Below are 19731 nucleotides of genomic sequence, written 5' to 3'. Positions count from 1 at the left end.
CGCTCAGACCGCCTCCTCGGCCGCGTCCGCGTCGCCCGTGCCCAGCGGGGCGGCCGGACGGCCCGGAAAGTCGGGCGGCGGGGCGAGACGCTGCCCCGGATACCCGCCCATCTCGTACTTCAGCAGCTTCTTCGCCTTCTCCGGGTCGGTCTCGCCCTCTCCGTAGGCGGGGCAGAGCGGCGCGATCGGGCAGGCGCCGCACGCGGGCTTGCGGGCGTGGCAGATGCGCCGGCCGTGGAAGATCACCCGGTGGGAGAGCATCGTCCACTCGGACTTCGGGAAGAGGCCGGCGACGACCACCTCCACCTTCTCCGGGTCCTCCTCGTCGGTCCACTTCCAGCGGCGGACCAGCCGGCCGAAGTGGGTGTCGACGGTGATGCCGGGGACTCCGAAGGCGTTGCCGAGGACCACGTTGGCCGTCTTGCGGCCGACGCCGGGGAGCGTGACCAGGTCCTCCAGGCGGCCGGGGACCTCTCCGTCGAACCGGTCGCGCAGGGCCGTGGACAGGCCGATCAGGGAGCGGGCCTTGGCGCGGAAGAAGCCGGTGGGCCGGATGATCTCCTCCAGCTCCTCCGGTACGGCCGCCGCCATGTCCTCGGGCGTGGGATACCTCGCGAAGAGGGCCGGTGTCGTCTGGTTCACCCGCAGGTCGGTGGTCTGGGCGGACAGGACGGTCGCCACGAGCAGCTCGAAGGGGTTGCGGAAGTCCAGCTCCGGGTGGGCGTACGGGTAGACCTCCGCGAGCTCGCGGTTGATCCGGCGCGCCCGGCGGACCAGGGCGAGGCGGGATTCCGGCACGCTCGCCTTCTTTGTCGCCTTTGCCCGCTTTCGTACGGATTTCCCGGACGCGGCCGGGGCGTGTTCGCCCACAGCGGAATTCTGCTCCCCGGACTCTTTCCCGGACACTCTCCCGGCCCCCTCGGCGTGCGCTCTCACCGGCGAATTGGACACCCGGCCAGCCTAAGCGGAGCCACCGACATCCGCCCTGGGCACGGGCGATGTGGACCCAATCGGGCCCCTGGCGTACGGACACGCGTACCAGTACGTCAAACTTGTTGTGATTGATCGCACGGCACATAACCTGCGGGGGCCGGACCCCCCGGGGGGCCGCGTCCCACAGCGTCCTCCGGAAGAGCACCGCACAGTCCGGCATCATGGGGACCAACGTCCCTGAGCAGGTCGACATAGGAGTGAACTCGTGGACGACGTTCTGCGGCGCGCCCCGCTCTTCGCGGCGCTCGATGACGAGCAGGCCGCGGAGCTCCGCGCCTCGATGAGTGAGGTGACGCTCGCCCGCGGCGACGCCCTCTTCCACGAAGGCGACCCGGGCGACCGGCTCTACGTGGTCACCGAAGGCAAGGTCAAGCTCCACCGCACGTCCCCCGACGGCCGCGAGAACATGCTCGCCGTCCTCGGCCCGGGCGAGCTGATCGGCGAGCTGTCCCTGTTCGACCCGGGTCCGCGTACGGCCACGGCGACCGCCCTGACCGAGGTCAAGCTGCTCGGCCTGGGCCACGGCGACCTCCAGCCCTGGCTGAACGCCCGCCCCGAGGTGGCCTCGGCCCTGCTGCGCGCCGTCGCCCGCCGGCTCCGCAAGACCAACGACCAGATGTCCGACCTGGTCTTCTCCGACGTGCCCGGCCGTGTCGCCCGTGCGCTCCTCGACCTGTCGCGCCGCTTCGGCGTGCAGTCGGAGGAGGGCATCCACGTGGTGCACGACCTCACCCAGGAGGAGCTGGCCCAGCTCGTCGGCGCGTCCCGCGAGACGGTCAACAAGGCCCTCGCGGACTTCGCCGGCCGCGGCTGGCTGCGCCTGGAGGCGCGCGCCGTGATCCTGCTGGACGTCGAGCGCCTGGCGAAGCGCTCCCGCTGACCGCCTCACGCGCGTTACGCACGCCGAAGGGCCGCCCCGCAGTCACTGCGGGGCGGCCCTTCGGCGTGCGCGTACGGCGCGGGGTGCCCGCGTCAGTTCTTCTTGCCGTCCACGATCACCGGCGTGCCGCCGCCGCTGCCGCAGGGCACCGCGTAGACCGGGTTCTGCGCGGCGGCCTCCTTGAAGGCCTCGATGCACTGGTTGAGCAGGACCTTGTCGCTCAGGGAGCTGGTGAGGATCTTGTTGGCGCGGGCGATGCCCTCCGCCTCGATCCGGCGCCGCTCGGCCTCCGCGGTGGCCGTACGGGCGGCCTCCTGGGCGCGCTCGGTGGCCTGCTGCTGCTGGATCTTGCGGTCGATCTGGTCCTGGAGCTGCTCGGACGGCTTGACGTTCCGCAGGTTCACGGTCGTCACGTCGATGCCGCGCGGCGCCAGGCGCTCCTTGATCAGCTCACCGATCTCGGCGTTGATCTTCTCGCGGGCGGAGGTGTAGCCCTCCTCGCTCGTGTGGCGCGCGAAGACGTTGCGGACGATCTCCCGGCTGTCCGGGAAGACCAGCCGCTGCTGGATGGCCGACTCGTTGCCCGCGAGCCGGTACAGCTCGACCGCCTTCGTCGGCGTGACCGCCCACTTCACGGTCAGCTCCGCGTACATCACCCCGCCCTGAGAGGAGCGGACCTCCACCACGTCCTTGTCGGAGAGGTTGAGGTCGACGGGGCGGGTGGAGAAGGTGGTGACGGTGGTGAACGGCGAGATGAGGTTCATGCCCGGCTTCATCGGCGTACCGACCTTGCCGAACGTCACCGGTACACCGACCTCGTACGCGCCGACGACGTGCACGCAGCTCACCACGCCCGCCAGCAGGCCCGCGAGCAGGGCGCCCACCGCGCCGAGCCGGAAGGGGCCGCGGCCCTCGCCGCGCCCGACGACGAACAGCACCACCGCGGCTATGAGCAGCAGGATGGACAGGACAAACACGAAGATCCCCCCGAGATACGGCATGTGGCCCGACGACAGATGTAAGCGGAGCGTAAAGCATGCTTCCCCGCCGGGGATCCCGCCGCTGTCGCGATCGCGTACCGACTTCGCCACGACCCGGCGTCAGCGCGCGCCGCACCGCCCCACACACCGTCAGGGCGGTGGCGCGTCAGATCAGACCGTGCTCCGAGAGGTATTCCAGCTGCGCCCGTACGGAGAGCTCGGCGGCCGGCCACAGGGACCGGTCCACGTCCGCGTACACGTGCGCCACGACCTCGGCGGGCGTGGTGTAGCCGTCCTCCACGGCGGTCTCCACCTGGGCGAGCCGGTTCGCGCGGTGCGCGAGATAGAACTCCACGGCGCCCTGCGCGTCGTCCAGGACGGGCCCGTGGCCCGGCAGGACGGTGTGCACCCCGTCGTCCACGGTCAGGGACCGCAGCCGGCGCAGCGAGTCCAGGTAGTCCCCGAGCCGCCCGTCCGGGTGCGCGACCATCGTCGTGCCGCGCCCGAGGACCGTGTCGCCGGTCAGCACGGCGCGGTCGGCCGGCAGGTGGAAGCTGAGCGAGTCCGCGGTGTGGCCGGGCGTCGGCACGACCCGCAGTTCCAGCCCGCCGACCTCGATGACCTGGCCCGCCGACAGACCCTCGTCGCCCAGCCGCAGCGCCGGGTCCAGGGCCCGTACGGGCGTCCCGGTCAGCTCGGCGAACCGGGCGGCGCCCTCCGCGTGGTCGGGGTGGCCGTGCGTGAGCAGCGTGAGGGCGACCCGCTTGCCGAGGCGCTCGGTGGTGTCCCGTACGCGCGCCAGATGTCCCTCGTCGAGGGGGCCGGGGTCCACGACGACGGCGAGCGGCGAGTCGGGCTCGGCCAGCACCCAGGTGTTGGTGCCGTCCAGGGTCATGGCGGACGGGTTGGGCGCCAGGACGTTCACGGCCCGCTCGGTGGCGGGTCCGGACACGACGGCGCCGCGGGGCTGGCCGGGCAGGGCGGCGGCGTCGGTCATACGGCGCCTCCGGTGCGCGCGGCCCCGGCGGCGCCGGGCGCGGTGGGGGCTTCGGGGCCGCCGGGCGAGCCGGGCACGTGCTTGGTGAACTCGTCGTGGCCGGGCCAGGTCAGCACCACCCGGTCCCCGTCGAGGCGGGCCTGCGCGAGCACGGGCGTGAGGTCCTGGTGCCGGGCCGCGGCGAGGACGGCCTCCGGGGAGTCGTAGGCGGTCAGGGCGCGCAGCGTCGCGATGGTGGGCGGCATCATCAGCAGCTCGCCCCGGTCGTAGCCGGCGGCGGCGTCGGCGGGGCGCGTCCACACGGTGCGGTCGGCCTCCGTGGAGGCGTTGGAGGCGCGCTGGCCCGCCGGGAGCGCGGCGACGAAGAACCAGGTGTCGTAGCGGCGCGGCTCGAACTCCGGGGTGATCCAGCGGGCCCAGGCGCCCAGCAGGTCGGAGCGCAGGACGAGGTCGCGCTCGTCGAGGAACTCCGCGAAGGACAGCTCGCGCGCCACGAGCGCGGCGCGGGCCTTCTCCCAGTCGCCGCCCGTCGTGTCCCCGACCACCGTGTCCGGGGTGGGACCGGCGAGCAGGACACCGGCCTCTTCGTACGTCTCGCGGACCGCCGCGCACACGATGGCCTGCGCCTCCTGCGGCGTGGCCACGCCGAGGCGCCCGGCCCACTCGGCGGGCGCGGGGCCCGCCCAGCGCACCGGCTGCTCGTCGCGCGGGTCGACACCGCCGCCGGGGTAGGCGTAGGCGCCGCCGGCGAAGGCCATGGAGGTGCGGCGGCGCAGCATGTGCACCTCGGTCGCCTCGCCGGCGCCGCGCAGCAACATCACGGTGGCGGCGCGCCGGGGCGCCACGGCCGTCAGCTCACCGGCCGCGAGGGCGCGGATGCGGTCGGGCCATTCCGGTGGGTACCACTGACCATTGGACATGGCCGGAGCCTATGCCGATCGGACCGGATGTTCGAGAGCGTCCGGGCGGCCGCCGCGCGGGGCGTCCACGCGCCCGCGCGGACGCGAAACGCGGCTCCACGCGCGCGTGGATACGGAACGCGGCTCCACGCGCGCGCAGGCACCGCCTACGCGCGCGTGGAACCGCGGAACGGACGTCGCGCCGGGGGCTCAGGCCTCCGGGCGCAGCTCCACCTGGATCTCCACCTCGACGGGCGAGTCCAGCGGCAGCACCGAGACGCCGACGGCGCTGCGGGCGTGGACACCGGCCTCGCCGAGGATCTCGCCCAGCAGCTCGCTCGCGCCGTTCAGCACGGCCGGCTGGCCGGTGAAGTCGGGCGCGGACGCGACGAAGCCGACGACCTTCACGACGCGCGCGATCCGGTCCAGGTCGCCCGCCACGGACTTCACCGCGGCCAGCGCGTTGAGCGCGCAGACGCGGGCCAGGTCGTGGGCCTCCTCCGGCGTGACCTCGGCGCCCACCTTGCCGGTGACCGGCAGCTTGCCGTCCACCATGGGCAGCTGGCCCGCCGTGTACACGTACACACCGCTGCGGACGGCCGGCTGGTACGCGGCCAGCGGCGGCACGACCTGCGGCAGCGTCAGGCCGCGCTCGGCGAGTGCGGCCTCGACGCGCCCGGTCACGCCTTCTCCCGCTTCAGGTAGGCCACGAGCTGCTCGGGGTTGTTCGGGCCGGGGACGACCTGGACCAGCTCCCAGCCGTCCTCGCCCCAGGTGTCCAGAATCTGCTTGGTCGCGTGCACGAGAAGCGGCACAGTCGCGTATTCCCACTTGGTCATGGGCCGACTGTAGCCGCTGCCGCGCACGGCCCCGGGGCAGCCTCCTGCGTGGGCCGACGCGCCACTGGTTACGCTCGCCCTGTGAGCAGGCTCCAGGTCGTCAGCGGCAAGGGCGGTACCGGTAAGACGACGGTCGCCGCCGCCCTCGCGCTCGCCCTCGCGACGGAGGGCAGTCGGACCCTCCTCGTGGAGGTCGAAGGCAGACAGGGCATCGCACAGCTCTTCGGGACGCGGCCGCTTCCCTACGAGGAACGCAAGATCGCCGTGGCGCCGGGCGGCGGGGAGGTGTACGCCCTCGCGATCGACGCCGAACAGGCCCTGCTCGACTACCTCCAGATGTTCTACAAGCTGGGTGCTGCGGGCCGGGCGCTGAAGAAGCTCGGCGCGGTCGACTTCGCGACGACGATCGCACCGGGCGTACGGGACGTGCTCCTCACCGGCAAGGCGTGCGAGGCGGTCCGCCGCAAGGACAGGTCGGGCCGGTTCGTCTACGACCACGTCGTGATGGACGCCCCGCCGACGGGCCGCGTCACCCGCTTCCTGAACGTCAACGACGAGGTCGCGGGACTGGCCCGGATGGGCCCGGTCCACCACCAGGCGCAGGCGGTGATGCGGGTCATCAAGTCGCCGGAGACGGCCGTGCACCTGGTGACCCTGCTGGAGGAGATGCCGGTCCAGGAGACCGCGGACGGCATCGCCGAGCTGCGCGCCGCGGAGCTGCCGGTGGGCAACGTCCTGGTGAACATGGTCCGCCCGCGCCTCCTCGACGAGGACGCGGTACGGGCCGCCGCCGGCGACCGGCGCGCGGACGTGGCCCGGGCCCTGGCGGCGGCCGGGGTGGAGGGCGCGGACCTGCTGGTGGACCCGCTGCTCGCGCAGGCCGCCGAGCACGCGCGGCGCGTGGAGCTGGAGCGGGAGCAGCGGGAGGCGCTGGCGAAGCTCCAGGTGCCGACGTACGAACTGCCGCTGCTGGGCGGGGGCGTGGACCTCGCCGGGCTGTACCGGCTGGCCAGGGAACTGCGGGGGAACCTCGGGGTGAGCGACGCATGACGGCCGTGGAGGCGGTACCGGCACCCGGCGCGGTGGGCGCGCTGGAGGTGGACCCGCTGCTGGACGACCCGGGGACCCGGATCGTGGTGTGCTGCGGTTCGGGCGGGGTGGGCAAGACGACGACGGCCGCCGCGCTGGGGCTGCGGGCGGCGGAGCGGGGCCGGAAGGTGGTCGTCCTGACCATCGACCCGGCCCGCCGGCTGGCGCAGTCGATGGGCATCGAGGAGCTGGACAACACCCCGCGCCGGGTGCCGGGCATCGACGCGTCGGCCGGTGGTGAGCTGCACGCCATGATGCTCGACATGAAGCGCACGTTCGACGAGATCGTCGAGGCGCACGCGGATCCGGAGCGGGCCCGCGCGATCCTGGCCAACCCCTTCTACCAGTCGCTGTCGGCCGGCTTCGCGGGCACGCAGGAGTACATGGCGATGGAGAAGCTGGGCCAGCTGCGGGCGCGCGACGAGTGGGACCTGATCGTCGTGGACACGCCGCCGTCGCGGTCGGCGCTGGACTTCCTGGACGCGCCGAAGCGGCTGGGGTCGTTCCTGGACGGCCGGCTCATCCGGGCGCTGATGGCCCCGGCGAAGGTGGGCGGCCGGGCGGGGATGAGGTTCCTGAACGCCGGCATGTCGATGATGACCGGCACCCTGGGGAAGCTGCTGGGGGGTCAGCTGCTGCGGGACGTGCAGACGTTCGTCGCGGCGATGGACACGATGTTCGGCGGCTTCCGTACCCGGGCCGACGCCACGTACCGGCTGCTGCAGGCGCCCGGTACGGCCTTCCTGGTGGTGGCCGCGCCGGAGCGGGACGCGCTGCGGGAGGCCGCGTACTTCGTGGAGCGGCTGGCCGCGGAGGACATGCCGCTGCAGGGCCTGGTGCTGAACCGGGTGCACGGGAGCGGTGCCGGGGAGCTGTCGGCGGAGCGCGCGCTCGCGGCGGCGGAAAATCTTGACGGGTCCGGCATGGCGGATCGGGCGGGCGGGCAAACTGGTGTGGGTGGCCCGGCGGCCACCTCCCCCGAGGCTCCCGCACCCGATTCCACGACCGAGGTCCCGCCCGCTGTCGCCGCGTTGACGGCGGGGCTCCTGCGGCTCCACGCGGAGCGGATGCAGGTGCTCGACCGTGAGCGGCGCACACGTGACCGGTTCTCCGAACTGCACCCGGACGTCCCCGTGACGGAGGTTCCGGCGCTCGCCGAGGACGTCCACGACCTGAAGGCCCTGCGCGCCATCGGCACGCATTTGGCGGCGCCGCGACAGGCCCGCTGAAGCCCCGCGCGGGGCTCCGCACGGCCACCGGCCGACCGTAGGCAGACACGCGGCGGCCGGGCACGGAGGCGTACCGCAGCACGGCGCGCCGGGACGGCGCATGTGCACCACCACACCGGCCTGCGGACCCACCGGGCCGGCGGACGCACCGCTCCCGGGGCGCGCCACGGCACCGATCGGCGCACCTCGACGGCGCGACGATCCCGGGGCGCGCGGACCGCGGGCCAGGCCGCACCGGCGGACGCACCGTCACACCGGCCGCGGACCACCCGCCCTGCGGGCACGACGGACCCGCGGACACACCGGTCCCGCACACGCGCCGCTGTGGGTGCGCGTCGGCGGGGTGCCGACGGCTCAGCCGGCCGCCGCGTACGTCTCGTACGTCTCGTCGTCGTCGAGCGCGACCGGCAGGATGCCCGCGCTGCGCTCGTATTCCGTACGCGCCGTCTCCAGGAGGCGCCGCCAGGAGGTCACGGTCGGCCGCCGCCGCAGCAGGGCGCGCCGTTCGCGTTCCGTCATCCCACCCCACACGCCGAACTCGACGCGGTTGTCCAGCGCGTCGGCCAGGCACTCGGTCCGCACCGGGCATCCGGTGCACACCGCCTTGGCCCTGTTCTGCGCCGCTCCTTGTACGAACAGTTCATCCGGATCGGTAGTGCGGCAGGCCGCCTGCGCACTCCAGTCAGCTACCCAGCCCATGCCGGCGCCGTCCTCTCCCGAATCGAGGCTCCCCCACGGCGACAGCGGCATATTCACCGCTGCCAGTTGAGGACGTTACGGAAGGTCGACACAGCGCAACACCCCCGACGGGCCCAATCTTGAATGGCCCGAACGGACTATGCGTGCGCGGCAGATCACCCAGGGGAGTGACCCCAGGACACACCGGACGAAAGACCCACAGCGGGCCATTCCCTACCGGGTCGGACGGGCCATATCCGCGCACACCGGGACACCGGCGGTGCGTCGCGCCGTCGTTGAACGCGAGGTGGGGGGTGGGACGTAGTACCGGGGTGGGCGGCGCCGTGGTGCCGTTCGGGAGAGCGGGCGGGGACGGTGCCCTGACCACGACGGCGCGCGGGTGCGACCGCTGTGACAGTTGTGAACAGCTTAGGCCAAGGCCTGTACGCGTGTCCGGGGAATGCGCACGTACGCGCCCGAGCGCGCCGTGAGGCCCCGCCGGCCGGCCCACGCGGTCCGGGGCCGACCCGGCCGGGAGAGAATCCGGGCATGGTGATGGCACGGCACTTGTACGCCTCGGCGCCCGTCGTGGACGGGCGCCCGCTGCTGGACGAACCCGGCTTCTGGCCCGCCTATCTGGCGGACCTGGCCGAGGGGTTCGCGCCCGAGGCGTTCGGATCGGACGCGGGCGACGCGGACGCCATGCTGGACACGCTCCGGGACCCGTCGGCGTGGCCCGTGTTCACCGTGCCGCTGACCGACGGCTTCGCGATCGTCGTGCACTTCTGCAACGGCGAGGAGTTCCCGACCGCGGACTGCTTCCTCACCCACCCCAAATGGGGCATCGACCTCGTCCTCGCCAGTGACGATCAGGACCGCGTCGGCCCCGGGCTGTGCTGGCCCGAGCTCGCCGCCCTGCTGGAGGCACCGCCCGGCGCGGCGGGCGTCACGGACCCCCACGCCCGCCTCCTCCTTCTCCTTCCGGTCCTCGGCGACGCGGACGTCCCGGAGGAGGCCGTGACGACCGTGGCGGCGGCACTGGCCGCTCAGGGCGCGCCCGAGCCGTGCGAGGCGCTGGCCGCGCGCCTGCTCCGGGGGCACCCCCTGTGGGGCGCCGGGCACTGGTGGTTCGACGAGGACGAACGGAGCTGGCTCTGCGAGGGCGACCACAGCCCCCGCAAGGTGCCGCTCGGCGACCACCTGCCGCCGCACCGGCGAGCCGCCCTCGAAGCCTGCCTCACCCCCCGCTGACCGGCTCGGCCGCGGTGACGGCGGCCGTCCACGCGGCCACCGGCGGCCTCTTCGGCGGTCCGGAGGCAGCCGGATGTCACGGTCTGGTACTCGAACTCTCCGAGAAGCACCCGCTCACACGGAACGCTCATAAGTACGGATTAGGCTTCCCCCATGCCAAAGAACCGCTCGGGCGGGGGTCTGACCGCGACCCAGCAGGCCGCCAAGTTCCTCGGTGTCAGCGTGCTCTCCGGAGTCGTACTCGCCGGCATCGCGATGCCCGCGGCGGGAGCCCTCGGCCTCGCCGCGAAGGGGACGGTCCAGGGGTTCGACGAGATCCCGGCCAACATGAAGAGGCCCCCGCTGAGTCAGCGCACCCAGATTCTGGACGCCGACGGCGGTCTGATCGCGACGGTCTACTCCCGCGACCGCACGGTGGTCCCGCTGGAGGACATCTCGCCGTACATGCAGAAGGCGATCATCGCGATCGAGGACTCCCGCTACTACGAGCACGGCGCGGTCGACCTCAAGGGCATCCTGCGCGCGGTCAACCGCAACGCGCAGGAGGGCGGCGCCACCCAGGGCGCCTCCACGCTGACGCAGCAGTACGTGAAGAACGTCTTCGTCGAGGAGGCAGGCGACGACCGCGACAAGGTCGCGCAGGCCACTCAGAAGACCCTGGGCCGCAAGATCCAGGAGCTGAAGTACGCGATCCAGGTCGAGAAGGAACTCGGGAAGAAGACGATCCTCGAGAACTACCTCAACATCACCTTCTTCGGCCAGCAGGCGTACGGCATCGAGGCGGCGTCGCAGCGGTACTTCTCCAAGCACGCCAAGGACCTGGAACTCGGCGAGGCCGCGATGCTCGCCGGGCTCGTCCAGTCGCCCAGCCGGTACGACCCGGTCAACGACGTGGAGGAGGCCACCAACCGCCGCAACATCGTCCTCCAGCGGATGGTCGCCGTCGGCGACATCAGCCAGGCCGAGGCCGACAAGGCGAAGGCCGAGCCGATCAAGCTGAAGGTGACCCGGCCCAAGAACGGCTGCATCACCGCGCGCGACGGCGCCGGCTTCTTCTGCGACTACGTGCGCGAGGTCTTCCTCTCCGACCCGGTCTTCGGCAAGTCCCGCGAGGAGCGCGCCAAGGTCTGGAACCGCGGCGGCCTGACGATCAAGACGACGCTCGACCCGCAGGCGCAGAAGGCCGCGCAGGACTCGCTGAAGGACCACGTCTACCAGTCCGACAAGGTCGCCGCCGCGATCACGATGGTCCAGCCCGGCACGGGCAAGATCCTCGCGATGGGCCAGTCCAAGCCGTACGGCTTCGGCAAGAACGAGACGCAGATCAACTACTCGGTCAACCGGGGCATGGGCGGGTCGAACTTCGGCTTCCCGACCGGTTCGACGTTCAAGCCGTTCGTCGCCGCGGCCGCCATCGAGCGGGGCAAGCCGGCGACGCAGATCTACCCGTCGCCGTACAAGATGCCGTACCCGGACTCGGTCCAGTCCTGCAGCGGCAAGCCCTGGCGCAACTGGGGCAACGACACGGTCGAGAACGAGAACGAGTCGGAGGTCGGCCCGTACGACCTCAAGGACGCCATGGCCATGTCGGTCAACACGTACTTCGTGCAGATGCTCGGCGAGATCGGCATGTGCCCGGTCGTGGAGATGACCGACAAGCTCGGCGTCACCATGGGCGACGACAAGAAGCTGCCCGAGAAGCCGTCCGCGCTGACCCTCGGCTCGCAGGGCATGTCGCCGCTGACCATGGCGTCCGCTTACGCGGCCTTCGCCAACCGGGGCACGTACTGCACGCCGACCGCCATCGAGTCGATCAAGACGAGCGACGGCCGCAGCCTGAAGGTGCCGCGCTCGACGTGCGAGCGCGCGATGAGCGAGCAGACGGCGGACACGATCAACACGCTGCTGCGCGGCGTGATCGACTCCGGTACGGGCAAGGCCGCCGGCCTGCAGTCCCGCGACAGCGCCGGCAAGACGGGTACGACCGACAGCCGCCGCAACGCCTGGTTCGTCGGCTACACCCCGAACCTGTCGGGCGCGGTCTGGGTGGGCAGCCCGACCCAGCAGGTGAAGATGGAGTACATCACCATCGGCGGGCGCTACCACGACAAGGTCTTCGGCGGGCAGGTGCCCGGCCCCATCTGGAAGGACGCCGTGTCGGGCGCCCTGGAGGGCCACCCGGCGCCCGACTTCGCCACCGTGCCGATCCCGGACGCCCCGAAGCCGCAGCCCCCGGCCGCCCCGGGCGGTGACAACCGGCCGGGCGGCGGAAACGGCGGAAACCAGCCGCGCCCGGGCTTCTCGTTCCCGACGGACCTGATCGGCGGCGGAAACGGCAACGGGAACGGCAACGGAGGCCGGGACCGCTAGCAGGAGCCGCGAACAGCAGGAGGGCGTCCCCCGGCCGGGGGACGCCCTCCTCGCGTCACCGGTCCGCCGGCTAGCCGGCCAGCAGCTGCTTGACCACGGCGGCGACGCGGCCGCCCTCGGCGCGGCCGGCCACCTTCGGGTTCACGATCTTCATCACGGCGCCCATGGCACGCGGCCCCTCGGCGCCGGCCGCCCGGGCCTCCTCGACCGCCTCGGCCACGATCCCGCTCAGCTCGTCGTCGGTCAGCTGCTTCGGCAGGTACGCGTCGAGGATCTCGCCCTCCGCGCGCTCCCGCTCGGCCTGCTCGGCGCGACCGCCCTGGGCGAACGCCTCGGCCGCCTCACGGCGCTTCTTCGCCTCCTTGGCGATCACCTTCTGCACCTCGTCGTCGGAGAGCTCACGGGCCTGCTTGCCCGAGACCTCCTCCTTGGTGACGGCGGCGAGGGTCAGCCGAAGGGTCGAGGAGCGGAGCTCGTCACGCGCCCTGATCGCCTCCGTGAGGTCTTCCTGCAACTTGGACTTGAGCGTGGTCATGCGCACCAGCATGACAGGTGGCCGACCGCCCCCGCCCGCCCATTTCCCGCACCCGGACCCCCGGGGCGCCCGCGCCCCCACCCGCGGTTCTGCCGCTCCCGCCCGCGGGGTGCCCGCGCCCCCGCCCGCGGTTCTGCCGCTCCCGCCCGCGGTTCTGCCGCTGCCTCCCCCGTCTGCGACCATGGTCGTCATGCGCGCGCGATACGGAGTACCCCTCGGCATCACTGCACTGGGCGCGGCCGGTCTGGCCTACGCCGCCGGTTTCGAAGCCCGCTCCTTCCGGCTCCGCCGGGTGACCGTCCCGGTCCTGCCGCGCGGCATGCGTCCGCTGCGGGTGCTCCAGGTCTCCGACATCCACATGGTGAGCGGCCAGCGCAAGAAGCAGCGATGGCTCCAGACCCTGGCCGGCCTGCGCCCCGACTTCGTGGTGAACACCGGCGACAACCTCTCCGACCCGGAGGGCGTACCGGAGCTGCTGGACGCGCTCGGCCCCCTCCTCGACTACCCGGGCGTGTACGTCTTCGGCTCCAACGACTACTACGGCCCGAAGCTCCGCAACCCGGCCCGCTACCTCTTCGAGAAGATGCAGGGCCGCCACGGCCTGAACGGCAACCCCCCGGCCGTCGGCGTCGTCCACAACCCGTGGGAGAAGATCCGGGACGCCTTCGACGCGGCCGGCTGGGTGGACCTCACCAACACGCGGGGCCGCCTCAAGGTGGAGGGCCTGGAGCTGGCCTTCACGGGCCTCGACGACCCGCACATCAAGCGGGACCGGTACGAGAAGGTCGCGGGCGGCCCGGAGCGGGACGCCGACCTCTCGGTGGGCGTCGTCCACGCCCCGTACCTGCGCTCCCTCGACGCGTTCACCGCCGACGGCTACCCGCTCATCCTGGCCGGCCACACCCACGGCGGGCAGCTGTGCGTCCCCTTCTACGGCGCGCTGGTCACCAACTGCGACCTGGACACGGACCGCGCGAAGGGCCTCTCCACCCACCGCGCGGGCGGCCACACGGCTTACCTCCACGTCTCCGCCGGCTGCGGCACCAACCGCTACACCCCGGTCCGCTTCGCCTGCCCCCCGGAGGCCACCCTGCTCACGCTGACCCCCCGCGCGTGAGCCCCCGCGAAACCGGATTTCGTCTCCGGCCGCCGGTGGGCTAAAGTAAACGTCGTCGCCAGGACAACAACGGCGACATCGGGGTGTAGCGCAGCTTGGCAGCGCGCTTCGTTCGGGACGAAGAGGTCGTGGGTTCAAATCCCGCCACCCCGACAGCCGAAACAGCAGGTGAGGCACCTACAGATATCTGTAGGTGCCTCACCTGTTTTGCGTGCTGCCGCCTGCTGCGTCGCGGCGATCGTCAGGAGTGCCGGCAGCGCAGCGCCAGGAGTCGGGCGGGGGCCGGCGCTGTCGGCGTGAGGAGGGCTTCGGCCGCCGTGGTGAGCGGGAGCAGGGCGGTCCCTCCCGGCGGTGCCGCTCCGCGGCGGTGTGACGGGGCGTCGGGCCAGCGGTCGTCCGTGCGGGCGTGTGGCACCGGGGTCAGTTCTCGGGGGTCGCCGTGTTCTGTGCGGGGGCCAGGACCGCGGTGACGACCTTGCCGGTCGTGGCCGCTACGTCCGCCACGAACCGCAGGCGTCCGACGCCGAGTCGGCGCAGGGCCGGGCCGTGGTCCGTGGCGACGAGGACGGCCGCCGCGTACAGGGGGAGTCGCCACAGGGCCATCACCGGGCGTCGTAGAGCGCGGGGCAACTCGGTCAGGGACGCGCGCAGTCGCTCGCAGTGGAACGGGATGTGGCGCCGCTCGTCGGCCAGGATGCGTCCCGCCACGTCCGTGGCGAGCGCGTCGTCGGCGCCCTCGTACAGGGCGCGGTAATAGCGTACCGCCACCACTTCCGCGATCATCAGCACGAGCAGTTCCGTGCGGAGGCCCAGCACGCGCCGCAGCCGTACGAAGGCCGTGTCGCTCCAGTGACCGGCCAGGGGTGGCACGCCGCCCGCCGCCAGCAGCCGGGCGAGGAGGCGGGCGTGGTTCTGCTCCTCGGCGACGAAGAGCCGGACCGCCCGCGCGTAGTCGCCGTCCCCGGCCTTGTCCGCCTTCCCGACCAAATTCGCGCCGTCCCCGTCCTCGCCGACCTGGAAGCGCTGGATACTCGCCCACACCGCCGGGTGCAGCGTCGCGCCGCGCTCCCAGTCCGGGTCCCCCTGGGCGCGCCGGCGTTCGCGCTCGTCCTCGAACCGCCGTGTCCATGTGGCGAAGGCGCCGCCCGTCCGCACCAGGTCCCCCTCTCCGGCGGCACGATCGTGTGCCCCGGAGAAGGGAGACGCCGCGTCCCGCCGAACCGTTCCCCCGGCGCGGTCGTGGTGGCCGGCCGACGGGGCGGCAGGCGGATGCCCCCGCCTCAGCCGTAGGTCTCCCGGCGGCGCCGCTCGTGGGGGCGGGTGCCCTGGCCCGCGCCGTTCACCGCGGTGAGGGACGGGAGGGACGCGCCGCTGTTCCAGAGGCCCAGGTGGTCTCTGTGGACGGCGACGATCTCGTTGTGCGTCGCGAACCGCTCGGCGGGGGCGGTGAAGTACGTCGTGGCCACGAAGACCGCCACGTCCGCCCTGAAGTGGACCTTCGCGCCCAGGAGGTCGCGGACCTCACGGCTCGGGATCTTGTTCCTGGGCGTGTACCGCTTGCACTGGATCACCATGCTGCGCCCGTCCGGGAGGCGGCCCAGCACGTCGGCGCCGTTGTCGTGGGAGCCGCCGACCCGCCGTACCTCCGTGCAGCCGTCCCGTCGGCACAGCCCCACGACGAAGTCCTCGAACTCGGTGCCGGTCATGGCGTCCACCTCGGCCAGGGTCCGGTGCCCCGCCCGTACCGCCTCCTCCCGGCGCCACCTCCGGTCGCCGCCCCTCAGCAGCCGGTCCGTGCGCCACAGCCACCAGCCGCCCGCGCAGGCGCCGCCGAGGACCAGCGCGGCGAGCAGGTAGGGCCAGATCACCGACCAGTACGCCACCAGTACGAACAGGGCCACCGCCCCGGCCGTCGCCGCCGCCTTCACCCGCTGCTCGCGCCGCTTACGCGCCGCCGTCCGTCGTGGTCTCCGTGCCGCCGCCATGGCCCCTCTCCCCCGTTCGGATCAGCTGTCAGCAGTCTCGGGAGGGCCGGCCGGGGCGGGGAAGGGCGCGGGTCGGCCAGTGGCCGAAAGGGGGGTGAGGGGTGAGATGCGGTCGCCGTCGCCCGTACGGGGTCTGCCGGGTCGCCGCGCGGGCGGGGGCGCCGCAGGCTGCTCGTACACATGGGTTGGCGTTCCCGGCCCGGCCGCCCTTCGGGGCGGTGGGCGGCGGCGAGAGGGCACGGCGATGAGCGATACGGCGGGGCACGGCCACGACCGGGCGCCGGGGCACGCCCGCGCGCACCACGAAGGCGAGGGGGCCACCCGGAGCGCCGCCCCCGTGCGCGGAGGCGGCGCGGCGGGCGGGCCGGGGTGGGCCTCGTCGGCCGGGGCGATGCTGGCGGGGGTCCTGCTGCTGGTGCAGGGCGTGCTGGGCATGGTCCAGGGCGTCGTGGGCATCGCCGAGGACGAGGTGTACGGCATCCTCGGCGACTACGTCTTCGAGTTCAGCGTCACCGCGTGGGGCTGGATCCATCTCGTCCTCGGCCTGGTCCTCGCCGTGATCGGTTGGGGCATCCTGCGTGGGGCGTCCTGGGCGAAGGCGGGCGGTGTGGCGCTGGCCTCCCTCGCGGTGATCGCCAACTTCGTCTGGCTGCCGTACCAGCCGGTGTGGGGCTTCGTCTCGATCGCGATCGGCGTCTTCGTCATCTGGGCCCTGTGCACCGTCGACACCCCGCCCGCGCCCCGCTGACCAGCCCCGCCACCGGTGAGCGGGCCGCCTGTGGACAAAGCCGGGAGTACTTGTCCACAGGCTCGGCGGGATGTCGGTGGGGCGGAGCATGATGGACGGCATGACTGAGCCGACCGACACCGCTTCCACGCCCGAGCCGATCACGTCCGCGGGTGCTTCCCCTGCCGCCACGACCTCGTCCGCCTCTGCCTCCTCCGCCGACGCGTGGTCCGCTCTGCCCGACTGGGAGAAGCGGTTCCGGGCCCCGAGGGTGTCGCTGCCCGACTGGGCGGAGGACGCCCCGAGCCGCGCGCTGTTCGTGTCGAACGCGACCGGGACGTACGAGCTGTACGCCTGGGACCGGGACACGGGCGAGCAGCGCCAGGTCACGGACCGGCCGAACGGCACAACCGACGGGGTGCTGTCGCCGGACGGCGAGTGGATCTGGTGGTTCGCGGACACGGACGGCGACGAGTTCGGGGTGTGGATGAGGCAGCCCTTCGCGGGCGGCGCCGACGAGCCGGCGGTGCCCGGGCTCGCCGCGTCGTACCCGGCGGGCCTGGCGATAGGCCGCGACGGCACGGCGGTCGTGGGCCGGTCCCTGGACGACGAGGGCTCGTCCGTCCATGTGGTCCGGCCGGGCGGCGAGCCGGTGGAGATCTACCGGCACCGCGAGTCGGCCGGCGTCGGGGACCTGTCGTACGACGGGTCGCTCGTGGCGATCGAGCACACCGAGCACGGTGACGCCATGCACGCGGCCCTGCGCGTGGTGCGGCTCGACGGCGCGCTGGTGGCCGAGCTGGACGACACGAAGGGCGGGACGAAGGCCCTGGGCCTGGCCGTGATGGGCTTCGCCCCGGTGGCCGGTGACGCGCGGCTGCTCGTGGGGCACCAGCGGCGCGGCCGGTGGGAGCCGATGATCTGGGACGTCGAGTCGGGCCGGGAGACCGAGCTGGGCCTGGACCTGCCGGGCGACGTGGGCGCGGAGTGGTATCCGGACGGTTCGGGGCTGCTGATCACCCATGACTTCGAGGCGCGTACGGAGCTGTGGCGGTACGACATCGCCTCGGCGCGGCTGACGCGGGTGGACACGCCGGCCGGTTCCGTGTCGGCCGCGACGGCCCGCCCGGACGGGACGGTGGAGTACCTGTGGTCGTCGGCGGCCGTGCCCCCCGTGGTGCGTTCGACGAGCGGCGCGGTCGTCCTGGACCCGCCCGGCCCGCAGGCCCCGCCCTCGGTGCCGGTGGAGGACGTGTGGGTGGAGGGGCCCGGCGGGCGGATCCACGCGCTGGTGCAGCGTCCGGCGGGGGCGACGGGCCCGCTGCCGACCGTGTTCGACCTGCACGGCGGCCCCGCCTGGCACTACAGCGACACCTTCGCGGCCGGTCCCGCCGTGTGGCTGGACCACGGGTTCGCGGTGGTGCGGGTGAACTACCGGGGCTCCACCGGGTACGGCCGGGAGTGGACGGACGCGCTGCGGCACCGGGTCGGCCTGATCGAGCTGGAGGACGTGGCGGCGGTGCGCGAGTGGGCCGTCTCGTCGGGCCTGGCCGACCCGGAGCGCCTGGTCCTCACCGGCGGCTCGTGGGGCGGCTACCTCACGCTGCTGGGCCTGGGCACGCAGCCTGACATATGGGCGGTGGGCATCGCCGACGTCCCGGTCGCCGACTACGTCACCGCCTACCAGGACCAGATGGAGGCGCTGCGGCCGCTGGACCGGACGCTGTTCGGAGGCTCCCCGGAGGAGGTGCCGGAGCGGTTCCGGGCCTCGTCCCCGATCACGTACGTGGACGACGTGCGGGCGCCGGTGTACATCGCGGCGGGCGTCAATGACCCGCGCTGCCCCATCCGGCAGGTGGAGAACTACGTGGAGCGGCTCGCGGCACGCGGCGCGGTGCACGAGCTGTACCGGTACGACGCCGGGCACGGCTCCCTGGTGGTGGAGGAACGGATCAAGCAGGTGCGGCAGGAACTGGAGTTCGCGCTGCGGCACCTGCCCGCCGCGACCGGGACCCGACCGGAGGGAAGGTGACGGCGTTCCGTACCGTGGAGGGGTGTACCGGTTCCTGACGACACCCCGCTGGTGGGGGATCAACGTCTTCGTGCTGCTGGCGATCCCGTTCTGCCTCTACATGGGGACCTGGCAGCTGGGCAGGTTCGAGGACCGCGTCGAGTCGCACCGGGAGGCGGAGCAGCGGCCCGCCGCCCAGGCCGAGCAGCCGGCGGTGCCGCTGGCCGAGCTGCTGCCGGTCGACAAGGAGACGTCGGGCCGCCAGGCGACGGCGAGCGGCCGGTACGGGAAGCAGTTCCTGGTGCCCGGCCGCGAGCTGGACGGCGAGACCGGGTCGTACGTGCTGACGCTGCTGCACACCCCGGAGGGCAAGGCCCTGCCGGTGGTGCGGGGCTGGCTCCCGAAGGGCGCCGCCGCCCCGGCCCCGCCGTCCGGCGAGGTGACCGTGACGGGGGCGCTCCAGGCGTCGGAGCACGCCGGCAGCGGGGGCGTCCGCGCCGCCGGCGGGCTCCCCGCCGGGCAGCTGGGCGTCATCAGCGCGGCGTCGCTGGTGAACCTGGTGCCGGACGACGTGTACGACGCGTGGGTGACGCTCACGGAGTCGCCCGCCGGGCTGAAGCCGGTGCCGGCCGCGGCGGCGGTGGGCACGGGGCTGGACCTGAAGGCGTTCCAGAACCTGGGCTACACGGGCGAGTGGTTCGTGTTCGCCGGGTTCGTGTTGTTCATGTGGTTCCGGCTGGTGCGCCGCGAGGCGGAGGCGGAACGCGACCGCGCCCTGGGCCTGGAGCCCGAGTCCCCCCTGACCTGAGCCACCGGTAGAGCCGACGGGGCGGTGACCGCTGCCGGGGCGATGGCCGGTGCGGGGGCGGTGACTGGTGCCGGGGCGATGGCCGGTGCGGGGGCGGTGACTGGTGCTGGGGCCGGTGCCGGGGCGGCGGTGCTGGGCTCCCCGCCTCATCGGGCGAGCCCTGGTGGCGGGCTGGCCCCTGCCGGGGTTCCCCCGCTCGTCCGGCCAGCCTGTGGCGGTGGGTCGGCCGGGTGATGGGGCGGCCTGGGCGGTGGGCCGACCCGGGCGGTGGACCGACCCGGGCGATGGGCTGGACCGGCGGGGGGGGCGGTGGATGGCGGGGAGGGTGACGCGGCGCGCCGCC

The 19731-nt window shown here is 73.3% G+C and carries 19 protein-coding genes and 1 tRNA gene; 10 read left to right on the top strand and 10 right to left on the bottom strand.

The window, feature by feature from the left end; translation table 11 throughout:
• Positions 1 to 3: 3 nt before the first annotated feature.
• Positions 4 to 870: an endonuclease III gene (nth, locus tag ACSUPT_RS16275; protein ID WP_436944743.1), complete on the bottom strand. Its 867-nt coding sequence runs from the start codon at positions 868 to 870 to the stop codon at positions 4 to 6.
• A gap of 328 nt (positions 871 to 1198) precedes the next feature.
• Here nth and ACSUPT_RS16270 point away from each other — a divergent pair, with 328 nt between their 5' ends.
• Positions 1199 to 1873: a Crp/Fnr family transcriptional regulator gene (locus tag ACSUPT_RS16270; protein WP_010473292.1), complete on the top strand. Its 675-nt coding sequence runs from the start codon at positions 1199 to 1201 to the stop codon at positions 1871 to 1873.
• A 92-nt stretch (positions 1874 to 1965) separates the two neighbouring features.
• Here the strand turns inward: ACSUPT_RS16270 and ACSUPT_RS16265 are convergent, their stop codons facing one another.
• The 5 genes from ACSUPT_RS16265 to ACSUPT_RS16245 all read right to left on the bottom strand — a co-directional run bounded on the left by ACSUPT_RS16265 (position 1966) and on the right by ACSUPT_RS16245 (position 5588).
• Entirely contained in the window at positions 1966 to 2874 is a 909-nt protein-coding gene (locus ACSUPT_RS16265; protein ID WP_351963936.1) for a prohibitin family protein, read from the bottom strand.
• A 145-nt stretch (positions 2875 to 3019) separates the two neighbouring features.
• Entirely contained in the window at positions 3020 to 3850 is an 831-nt protein-coding gene (locus ACSUPT_RS16260) for an MBL fold metallo-hydrolase (RefSeq protein ID WP_436944742.1), read from the bottom strand.
• The gene (locus ACSUPT_RS16255) at positions 3847 to 4770 is read right to left on the bottom strand and encodes an NUDIX hydrolase (RefSeq protein WP_436944741.1); all 924 of its coding nucleotides are present in this window, start codon (positions 4768 to 4770) and stop codon (positions 3847 to 3849) included. The genes ACSUPT_RS16260 and ACSUPT_RS16255 overlap by 4 nt, the downstream gene beginning before the upstream one ends.
• 189 nt (positions 4771 to 4959) lie before the next feature.
• The gene (locus tag ACSUPT_RS16250) at positions 4960 to 5433 is read right to left on the bottom strand and encodes a RidA family protein (RefSeq protein WP_403503560.1); all 474 of its coding nucleotides are present in this window, start codon (positions 5431 to 5433) and stop codon (positions 4960 to 4962) included.
• Entirely contained in the window at positions 5430 to 5588 is a 159-nt protein-coding gene (locus ACSUPT_RS16245) for a DUF4177 domain-containing protein (RefSeq protein WP_003967454.1), read from the bottom strand. Before ACSUPT_RS16245 ends, ACSUPT_RS16250 begins: the two co-directional genes overlap by 4 nt.
• Positions 5589 to 5669: 81 nt before the next feature.
• On the opposite strand from ACSUPT_RS16245, the gene ACSUPT_RS16240 reads away from it, so the two are divergent.
• Both ACSUPT_RS16240 and ACSUPT_RS16235 read left to right on the top strand, forming a co-directional pair.
• Positions 5670 to 6638, top strand: a complete 969-nt coding sequence (locus ACSUPT_RS16240) for an ArsA family ATPase (RefSeq protein WP_351963932.1) — start codon at positions 5670 to 5672, stop codon at positions 6636 to 6638.
• Entirely contained in the window at positions 6635 to 7906 is a 1272-nt protein-coding gene (locus tag ACSUPT_RS16235) for an ArsA family ATPase (protein ID WP_399219550.1), read from the top strand. The genes ACSUPT_RS16240 and ACSUPT_RS16235 overlap by 4 nt, the downstream gene beginning before the upstream one ends.
• 354 nt (positions 7907 to 8260) lie before the next feature.
• Here ACSUPT_RS16235 and ACSUPT_RS16230 read toward each other — a convergent pair whose 3' ends face one another.
• Positions 8261 to 8605: a WhiB family transcriptional regulator gene (locus tag ACSUPT_RS16230; protein WP_023587362.1), complete on the bottom strand. Its 345-nt coding sequence runs from the start codon at positions 8603 to 8605 to the stop codon at positions 8261 to 8263.
• 528 nt (positions 8606 to 9133) lie between these two features.
• Between ACSUPT_RS16230 and ACSUPT_RS16225 the strand changes: the two genes are divergently transcribed.
• On the top strand, positions 9134 to 9835 hold the full coding sequence (locus tag ACSUPT_RS16225) for a hypothetical protein (RefSeq protein ID WP_436944738.1): 702 nt from the start codon (positions 9134 to 9136) through the stop codon (positions 9833 to 9835).
• Positions 9836 to 9988: 153 nt separating this feature from the next.
• Positions 9989 to 12205 (top strand): transglycosylase domain-containing protein, encoded by a 2217-nt coding sequence (locus ACSUPT_RS16220; RefSeq protein WP_436944737.1) that lies wholly within the window; start codon positions 9989 to 9991, stop codon positions 12203 to 12205.
• Positions 12206 to 12275: 70 nt separating this feature from the next.
• Here ACSUPT_RS16220 and ACSUPT_RS16215 read toward each other — a convergent pair whose 3' ends face one another.
• Entirely contained in the window at positions 12276 to 12740 is a 465-nt protein-coding gene (locus ACSUPT_RS16215) for a GatB/YqeY domain-containing protein (protein ID WP_399219548.1), read from the bottom strand.
• A gap of 190 nt (positions 12741 to 12930) precedes the next feature.
• Here ACSUPT_RS16215 and ACSUPT_RS16210 point away from each other — a divergent pair, with 190 nt between their 5' ends.
• A complete protein-coding gene (locus ACSUPT_RS16210; protein WP_399219547.1) occupies positions 12931 to 13857 on the top strand; it encodes a metallophosphoesterase in 927 nt (308 codons plus the stop codon).
• A gap of 79 nt (positions 13858 to 13936) precedes the next feature.
• Positions 13937 to 14010: transfer RNA gene (locus ACSUPT_RS16205), tRNA-Pro, on the top strand.
• A 267-nt stretch (positions 14011 to 14277) separates the two neighbouring features.
• Here ACSUPT_RS16205 and ACSUPT_RS16200 read toward each other — a convergent pair.
• Positions 14278 to 15012 (bottom strand): ferritin-like domain-containing protein, encoded by a 735-nt coding sequence (locus ACSUPT_RS16200; RefSeq protein WP_436944735.1) that lies wholly within the window; start codon positions 15010 to 15012, stop codon positions 14278 to 14280.
• Between the two features lie 125 nt (positions 15013 to 15137).
• Complete coding sequence (locus tag ACSUPT_RS16195; protein WP_351963924.1) at positions 15138 to 15842, bottom strand: restriction endonuclease; 705 nt, start codon at positions 15840 to 15842, stop codon at positions 15138 to 15140.
• Positions 15843 to 16086: 244 nt separating this feature from the next.
• Between ACSUPT_RS16195 and ACSUPT_RS16190 the strand changes: the two genes are divergently transcribed.
• The 3 genes from ACSUPT_RS16190 (at position 16087) to ACSUPT_RS16180 (ending at position 19388) form a co-directional block, all read left to right on the top strand.
• Positions 16087 to 16590, top strand: coding sequence for a DUF7144 family membrane protein (locus ACSUPT_RS16190; RefSeq protein WP_436944734.1), 504 nt, complete (start codon positions 16087 to 16089; stop codon positions 16588 to 16590).
• Positions 16591 to 16690: 100 nt separating this feature from the next.
• On the top strand, positions 16691 to 18601 hold the full coding sequence (locus ACSUPT_RS16185; RefSeq protein WP_436944733.1) for a prolyl oligopeptidase family serine peptidase: 1911 nt from the start codon (positions 16691 to 16693) through the stop codon (positions 18599 to 18601).
• A gap of 22 nt (positions 18602 to 18623) precedes the next feature.
• Complete coding sequence (locus tag ACSUPT_RS16180; protein ID WP_361657216.1) at positions 18624 to 19388, top strand: SURF1 family protein; 765 nt, start codon at positions 18624 to 18626, stop codon at positions 19386 to 19388.
• The last annotated feature ends 343 nt before the right edge of the window (positions 19389 to 19731 follow it).

It is taken from the genome of Streptomyces sp. SudanB25_2051 (assembly GCF_964272635.1).
Lineage (GTDB): Bacteria > Actinomycetota > Actinomycetes > Streptomycetales > Streptomycetaceae > Streptomyces.
This window is presented reverse-complemented; position numbering and strand designations above follow the sequence as displayed.